This is a genomic window from Streptomyces sp. NPDC058534 (assembly GCF_042717365.1).
In the GTDB taxonomy this organism is placed as follows: Bacteria; Actinomycetota; Actinomycetes; order Streptomycetales; family Streptomycetaceae; genus Streptomyces.
In genome coordinates this window covers 28,387-34,973 of sequence record NZ_JBHXNW010000059.1, presented here as the reverse complement: position 1 = coordinate 34,973, position 6,587 = coordinate 28,387, and the positions used below count along the sequence as shown (strand labels likewise).

4 protein-coding genes are annotated in these 6,587 nt (G+C 68.1%); 2 read left to right on the top strand and 2 right to left on the bottom strand.

Going from position 1 to position 6,587, the window contains the following annotated elements:
• Positions 1 to 175: 175 nt before the first annotated feature.
• Positions 176 to 484, bottom strand: a complete 309-nt coding sequence (locus ACFWR9_RS29915) for an antibiotic biosynthesis monooxygenase family protein (RefSeq protein ID WP_383847278.1) — start codon at positions 482 to 484, stop codon at positions 176 to 178.
• Positions 485 to 544: 60 nt separating this feature from the next.
• Positions 545 to 2,155 (bottom strand): MFS transporter, encoded by a 1,611-nt coding sequence (locus tag ACFWR9_RS29910; RefSeq protein WP_383847277.1) that lies wholly within the window; start codon positions 2,153 to 2,155, stop codon positions 545 to 547.
• 253 nt (positions 2,156 to 2,408) lie between these two features.
• On the opposite strand from ACFWR9_RS29910, the gene ACFWR9_RS29905 reads away from it, so the two are divergent.
• Both ACFWR9_RS29905 and ACFWR9_RS29900 read left to right on the top strand, forming a co-directional pair.
• Positions 2,409 to 2,810, top strand: a complete 402-nt coding sequence (locus ACFWR9_RS29905) for a winged helix-turn-helix transcriptional regulator (protein ID WP_383847275.1) — start codon at positions 2,409 to 2,411, stop codon at positions 2,808 to 2,810.
• Positions 2,811 to 4,084: 1,274 nt separating this feature from the next.
• Positions 4,085 to 6,587: AAA family ATPase (locus ACFWR9_RS29900; RefSeq protein ID WP_383847273.1), on the top strand; the 2,503-nt coding region annotated here is incomplete at its 3' end.

Below are 6,587 nucleotides of genomic sequence, written 5' to 3'. Positions count from 1 at the left end.
CGGATACCCGGACGGCGCGCGGGCGCCCGCGCGGGGGGGGCATCAACAACTTGTTCCCGGGGTTTTTCCGCGGGACGGCTAAATACCCCCGGAAAGGACCGGTACTTGGCCTCGACGACTGGGGGAAAGTCCATCGGGACGAAGTACCGGGGCCCTGGGAACGTACTCCGGGCGCTCAGGCGTCCGGCGGGAAGTGGGAGAGCAGGTCGAAGTAGATGGACTCCGGCGCAGTGGTGAAGAACGGCATCAGCAGCTCGTTCCACTGCGCGAAGAGCTCCGAGCCCCGGAAGCCCTCGGTGGCGGTGGAATGCGAGGCCCAGGCGACGATCAGCAGGTAGCTGGTGCGGCTGTCGGTCTGGCGCAGCAGGTCCACGAAGAGGCAGCCATCGGCCTTGACGATGACCTCCTGAGCCGCCTTGAAGGCCTCCTCGAACTTCTCGCTCTGGTCGTCTGCCACGGTGAGCAGCGCGTGTTCAACATTCACTGGAATTCCTCTTGTTCTTCGTTCGGTGCTGACCGGGATGGTGTGGGGGCGGCGTCGTACCTATGTGCTCTCGCCGCTGGGGACGGGCTCGGCCGTCGCGTCCGGAGCCTCGCTGCCCTCCGCGGCGGAACCAGCGGCCTGATCGCCGCCGCTGGGGCCCTTGCGGAGCATGGTCGCAGTGAGGACGACCATCGCGGCGACCAGGCCGCCGATGGTGAGGCCAACCGCGCCCATGCCGCTGACAAAGGCCGACCTGGCGCCCTCCAGGAGGGCGGCACCCGCGTCACCGGACAACTGGGAGGCGGCGGTGACGGCGCCGGCGAGCGAGTCGTTGGCGGCCGAGGCCACGCTCTCCGCGGCGTTGGAGGGAATCGCGCCCTCGACATCGTTGTGGTACACCACCGAGCCGATGCTGCCGAGGCCGGCGACGCCGAGGGCCACGCCCAGCTGGGTACTGGTCTCGGAGGTCGAGGCAGCGGACCCGGCCTTCTCCGCCGGCGCGGAGCCGACGACGATGTCCGTGGTCAGCGCCGACATCGGGCCGATGCCGAAGTAGACGAGAGAGAAGCAGGTGATGACGTAGCCGACGCCCGAGGAGTCGTCCACCTGAGAGAGCATCAGGCCGCCGGCGACGGTGAACACCAAGCCGCCACAGATGACGTTGCCGGCGCCCAGCTTCTGCGCCAGGCCCACTGAGGCCATGCCGCTGACGATCACCGATATGGCGGCGGGCAGCAGCCAAAGGCCGGCCCGCATGGGGGACATCCCCTCCACGAGCTGGAGGAACTGGCTGATGGAGAGGGTGATGCCGCCCATCACGGCGGAGCCGATGAGCATGACGGTCAGGGCGGAGGAGAAGGTGCGGTTCTTGAAGGGCGACAGGTCCAGCAGCGGCGAGACGAGCCGGTTCTGCCGTATCACGAACAGGACGCCGAAGACGACGCCGACCACGAGTGCGCCCAGCGTGAGGGGCTCCGGACCGTCTGCGGCCAGTTCCTTGATGCCGTAGAAGACCGGCATCGTGGTCAGCAGGGACAGCAGGACGCTGCCGAGGTCCACCCGGCCCGCCTCGTCGGAGCGGAACTCAGGCAGCAGGAACGGCCCGGTGAGGAGCAGCACGACCATGACCGGCACGCCCAGCAGGAACACCGAGCCCCACCAGAAGCTGTCCAGCAGCGCGCCACCGGCCAGCGGGCCGACGGCGATGCCGAGCATGAAGGTGCTCATCCAGGCCGCGATGGCCACCGCCCGCTGCGCGGGGTCCTGGAACATGTTGCGGATCAGTCCGAGCGTGGACGGCATCAGGGTGGCGCCGGCGATGCCGAGCAGCGCGCGGGTGCCGATCAGCATCTCCGCGCTGGAGGAGTAGGCGGCCGCCACCGAGGCCACGGCGAAGAGAGAGGCTCCGATCAGCAGCAGCAGACGGCGGCCGATGCGGTCACCGAGCGTTCCCATCGTGACCAGGAAGCCCGCGATCATCAGCGCGTAGATGTCGATGATCCATAACTGCTGGGTGCCGCTGGGGTCCAGGTCGGCGCTGACGTGGGGGAGCGCGAGGAAGAGCACACTGGTGTCTAGGGATGTCAGCAGTGTCGGCAGGGCCAGCACGGCCAGCCCCAGCCATTCCCGGCTCCCAGCCTTCGGTGGGGACCCGGTCGCGGTAGCTTCCATTAGAGAGTCCTTCTGTTTCTGTGATCATGCCCGCGCACAGCGGGAAGGCGGGCACCTGGACAGAGCTGGGTGTGCCTCCCGAGGCGAGGCAGGCGCGTGAGGGGAGCCATTATCATGATGGGAGGTGGAGGTGCAGTCCTCTGGTGCGCGCGAAGACACACTGGTCAGGCGAACTGTTTGACGGCAGATCGGTTCTCTTACTCATCGGGTACATGTTCTTCGACTGTGAGGAACGATGGAAGAAGGAACTTTCGTGTCACAGAGTTACTCTGATGTATCAGTGCAGGTCATCCACTCCGAGCCCTGCGTATTCCGCGATATCTTCGTCAGCGTCACCAACAAGTGGAGCGTGCAGATCATCCTGCTCGCGGTAGCTCGCGGCCCGATCCGCTTCACCGAGTTGGAGCGCAGCATTCCGGGTATCAGCCGCCGCATGCTGACGGTGACGCTCCGTCAGCTGGAGCGAAACGGCCTCATCGTCCGCACCGTCCATCCCACCGTGCCGCCGAAGGTGGAGTACACCGCGAGTGACGTAGCCCGGGAGCTTGAGAACGCTTTCGAGCAGCTCGGGGCATGGGTCGAGCGCCACCGCGAGTTCATCGCAGCCGCGCAGGAGGCGTACGACAGTGAACGCGTCGAAGTCGCCGCGTTCTGAGACGCTCGTATGACTGCCTGACTACCAGTCACAGTGCGCCCAGGTAAGGGGGAAGACGTGATGCGTGCTCGCTGAGCGAGGCAGCGACTGGGTTTGGCTGGGGCGGGTGAACGTCAAGGGCGCGACCCTCGATGATCACGTTGACACCACTCAGCGTGATCGAGAAGGCCGCGCCCGCATGCCATCCTGCCCGGCCCCTGCCCGCCTCCCGTCAACTCGCCGGTAACCGTGGCCTGGTGGGCGAGGAGACGTGCACGCAACCGGCACCCCAACGGCCGTCCTCGCTGCCGGGCCCACGGGCAGGACGCCGGAAAACCTGGCCACCTCCGAGGTCCTCCCGGTGACGGCCAGGGCCCCGGGGCCCTGGCCCCCCTCCGACCGCGATCATCGCCACCCCGCCGGTCAACGGCTTCCTGGGCGGTGTCCTGCATGGTGACCGTCAACTCACCATCGACGACAAGGCGGTCCATGACTCTGGGGCAAGTGTCTTTCCGGTCGTGATCGCTGATCAGGCATGGCGCCGGCGTCGCCGAGGGAGGGTTCGGACGTTCGGAAGCGGGACCGGGTCCTTGCCGAACTCGTTTTGGCCGAGGCGGTGTTGGAGCGCCGGGTGATCGCTCGGGGTGGAGCCGGCCGAGGCCCTGGCCGCTGGCGACGGTGCCGGTTGCCACAGCGGCGTCCTGGGCCTGTCCCAGGCGGATCGTTGAGTTGCTTCAGGGTGCACGGGTGAAGGCACTGATATCGGCCAAGATCGAGGGAACAGCTCGTGATCTCCTCACACCGAGGTGCGGCTCAACTCCGGCCGACGATCTGTACCCTTCGGTTAGGGGACCCCTTGCCGGAAGTTGTTGCGCAGCCGTAACACAGGATTGGCGTGATCGACTAAGGTGGTAGGGCCGGAAGTGTCAGATATCTATCCAGCGCTGAAGCGCAATACGGGAGGAAATTCGAGCCAACGGACGCAATCGGTGGAAGGGTAATATTGCTCGCAGGAGTGACGCAACTCCGGCAAGGAGACCATGGCGTCACCCGCTTCTCTCGTAGCGTCAGTTCGCAGCCGTGCGTTGCGCATTTGTGCCGATCGCCATCTGACACTCCGATGGGCGGAGAATGCGCATCTTCAAGGGGGAGAATACAGCATGATGGCAACGAATACGCTGTGCAAACAGAAGAAAACCGGGGATTTACTGGCGCCGCCCGAGTGGCATGACGCGCTTGACTCACTTTCGTCGTTATACGGTGACTCCCTCGGGGGAGAAAACCGGCTCGCTGTCGTGAGCGGGCCCGTGGGCAGCGGCAAGACCACGCTGCTGCGCACGTTTGCCGAACAGGTGACTCGCTCGGGTGCCGTCTATCTCTCGGCCGATGCGTCCCGTTCGGAACGGAGTATCCCGTTCGGTGTGCTGGCCCAGCTCATGAGGAACCCGAAGATACCGTCCCAGATCCAGCGACAAACAGCGGCTCTGCTCAACGAGGTCTCGCTGGCGACCGGCGGCACCTCCGCCGGCGAGGCTCACGCCCAGCCAGGCTCCGAGGTGCCGCCCCTGCTCTTCCACCACATGTGCATGCTCCTGCTCGACCTCGCACAGTGCACCCCCGGCCCCCTCGTGATCGGCGTCAACGACGCGCAGGACGCGGACCTGGCGACGCTGCGGTGCCTGTCGTTCCTCATCCGCCAGCTGCAGCCGGGGCGCCTGCTGACCGTGCTCAACCACGCCGTTCAGTCCGAGCCGCTCACCATCCTCTTCGAGGCCGAGATGCCGGCAGAACCGGTCCTGCGCCGCATCTCACTGCCGCTGCTCACTCCGCTGGGAGTGGAGGCCATGCTGGCCGAGCACTTCGGGAAGGTGACGGCGCGACGGCTGGTCGCCGACGCGTTCGCCGTCAGCGGCGGCAATCCACTCCTGGCCAACAGTCTCATCGAGGACAACCGCACAGCGGGCGGGGACGGGCCGTCGGTGCTGGCCGTCGGCCCCTCGTTCGGCCAGGCCTTGCTCAGCTGCCTCTATCGGTGCGGCCAGGCCGCACTCGAAGTCGCCCGGGAAATCGCGGTACTGGGCGACTCGGCGAACTCGGCACTGTTCAGCTGCCTGGTTGGCATGGACACCGCCTCCGTGCAGCGGACCGTCCGGGCGCTCGAAGAGACCGGCGTGCTGGCCAACGGGCGCTTTCGCCATCCGGAGGCCAGGGCTGCGGTCCTCGCCGGCCTGACTGCGGAGGACCGGGCGAACCGGCACACCAGGGTGGCCGACGCACTGTTCCGAACCGGTGCCTCGACCGCTGTGGTCGCCAAGCATCTGCTGGCCGCCGAGCGCACTCCGCCCTGCGGCGTCCCCCTGCTGCGTTCCGCGGCGGAACAGGCCCTGGCGGACGGCGACGTCGATCTCGCGCTGAACTTCCTGCGGCTGGCGTACCGGGAAGTCTCGGTCCCCGATGAGCAGGCCGCGACCGTGGCAATGATCGTACGTGTCGAGTGGCGGTCCGATCCGCACCTGACCACCCGCCACCTGCCCGATCTGGTCGACGCGGCCCGCCACGGGTACCTGACGGGCTCCCAGGTGTCGTCGCTTGTCCGGTCCATGCTCTGGTTCGGGCAGGCCGAGCAGGTCCGTGGACTGCTGACGGAGATCGCCGGCAACCCGGACATGCGCACCCCAAGCACCGCCGCGTATCTGGAAGCCTCCCGTCTCTGGCTGCACTCCGCCTTCCCCGCCACGGCCGGACAGCAGGCCGCGGGCGACCCGGACGGCACCGGGGAGGACGCGCCGAGCGCCGTCCCGGTGAGCATCAGCCCTTCGCTTGAGGTGGCCGCGCTGCTGCATCAGCTGACAACGCAAGGGCCGACCGCGGCGCTGGTCGACCGGGCGGAACAGCAGCTGCGGGCGCACCGCCTGGGCGAGCGCTCGTTGTCCTGCCTCATCGTCGCACTGCTGGTGCTGATCGTCAGCGACCGGCTGAGCACCGCGGAGCAGTGGTGCGAGTCTCTGTGCGAACAGGACGAGGCGGCGAACGCGCCCACCTGGCATGGTCTGTTCGCCGCACTGCGCGCGGAGATCCACCTGCGTCGCGGCAACATGCTGATGGCCGAGCACTACGCGCACATCGCCCTGACCGTGCTGCCGGCGCGCAGCTGGGGGGTCGCGGTCGGCCTCCCACTGAGCATCCTGATCCAGGCGAACACGACGCTCGGCAAGTGCGACGAGGCGCGGCGGTACCTGGAGATACCGGTGCCCGACGCCACGTTCGAAACCCCTCTGGGCCTGCGCTACCTGCAGGCCCGCGGTCGTTTTCACCTCGCGGACGGGCAGATCCACTCGGCGCTGGAAGGCTTCCTGACCATCGGTGAACTGGCTGGTCGCTGGGGAATGGACCTGCCCTCGCTACTGCCCTGGCGTACCGACGCGGCGCAAGCGTGCCTCGCGCTCGGGCTCGAGCAGCGGTCCTGGGACCTGGCGACGGAACAGCTGGCCCGCTGCGCGAATTCCCCGTCCGCCCGCATCAAGGCTGTCACGCTTCGGGTGCTGGCCGCCTCCAGCGGGCCGGCCGAGCGGTCCAAGCTGCTGCGGCAGGCGTTCGAGGTGCTCCAGCAGTGCGACGACCACCGGCAGCTGGCTCACCCGCAGTACGACCTCGGCTGGTTGCGGCAGGTGTTTCCGGAGGGTTGGGCCGGGGGGGGGGGGGGGCCCCCCGCGGCGCGGGGGGGGGGGGGGGGGGGGGGGGGCCCCCCGGGGGGGGGCGGGGGGGGGGGGGGCCCTCGGGCCCCCCCCGCCGCGGGCG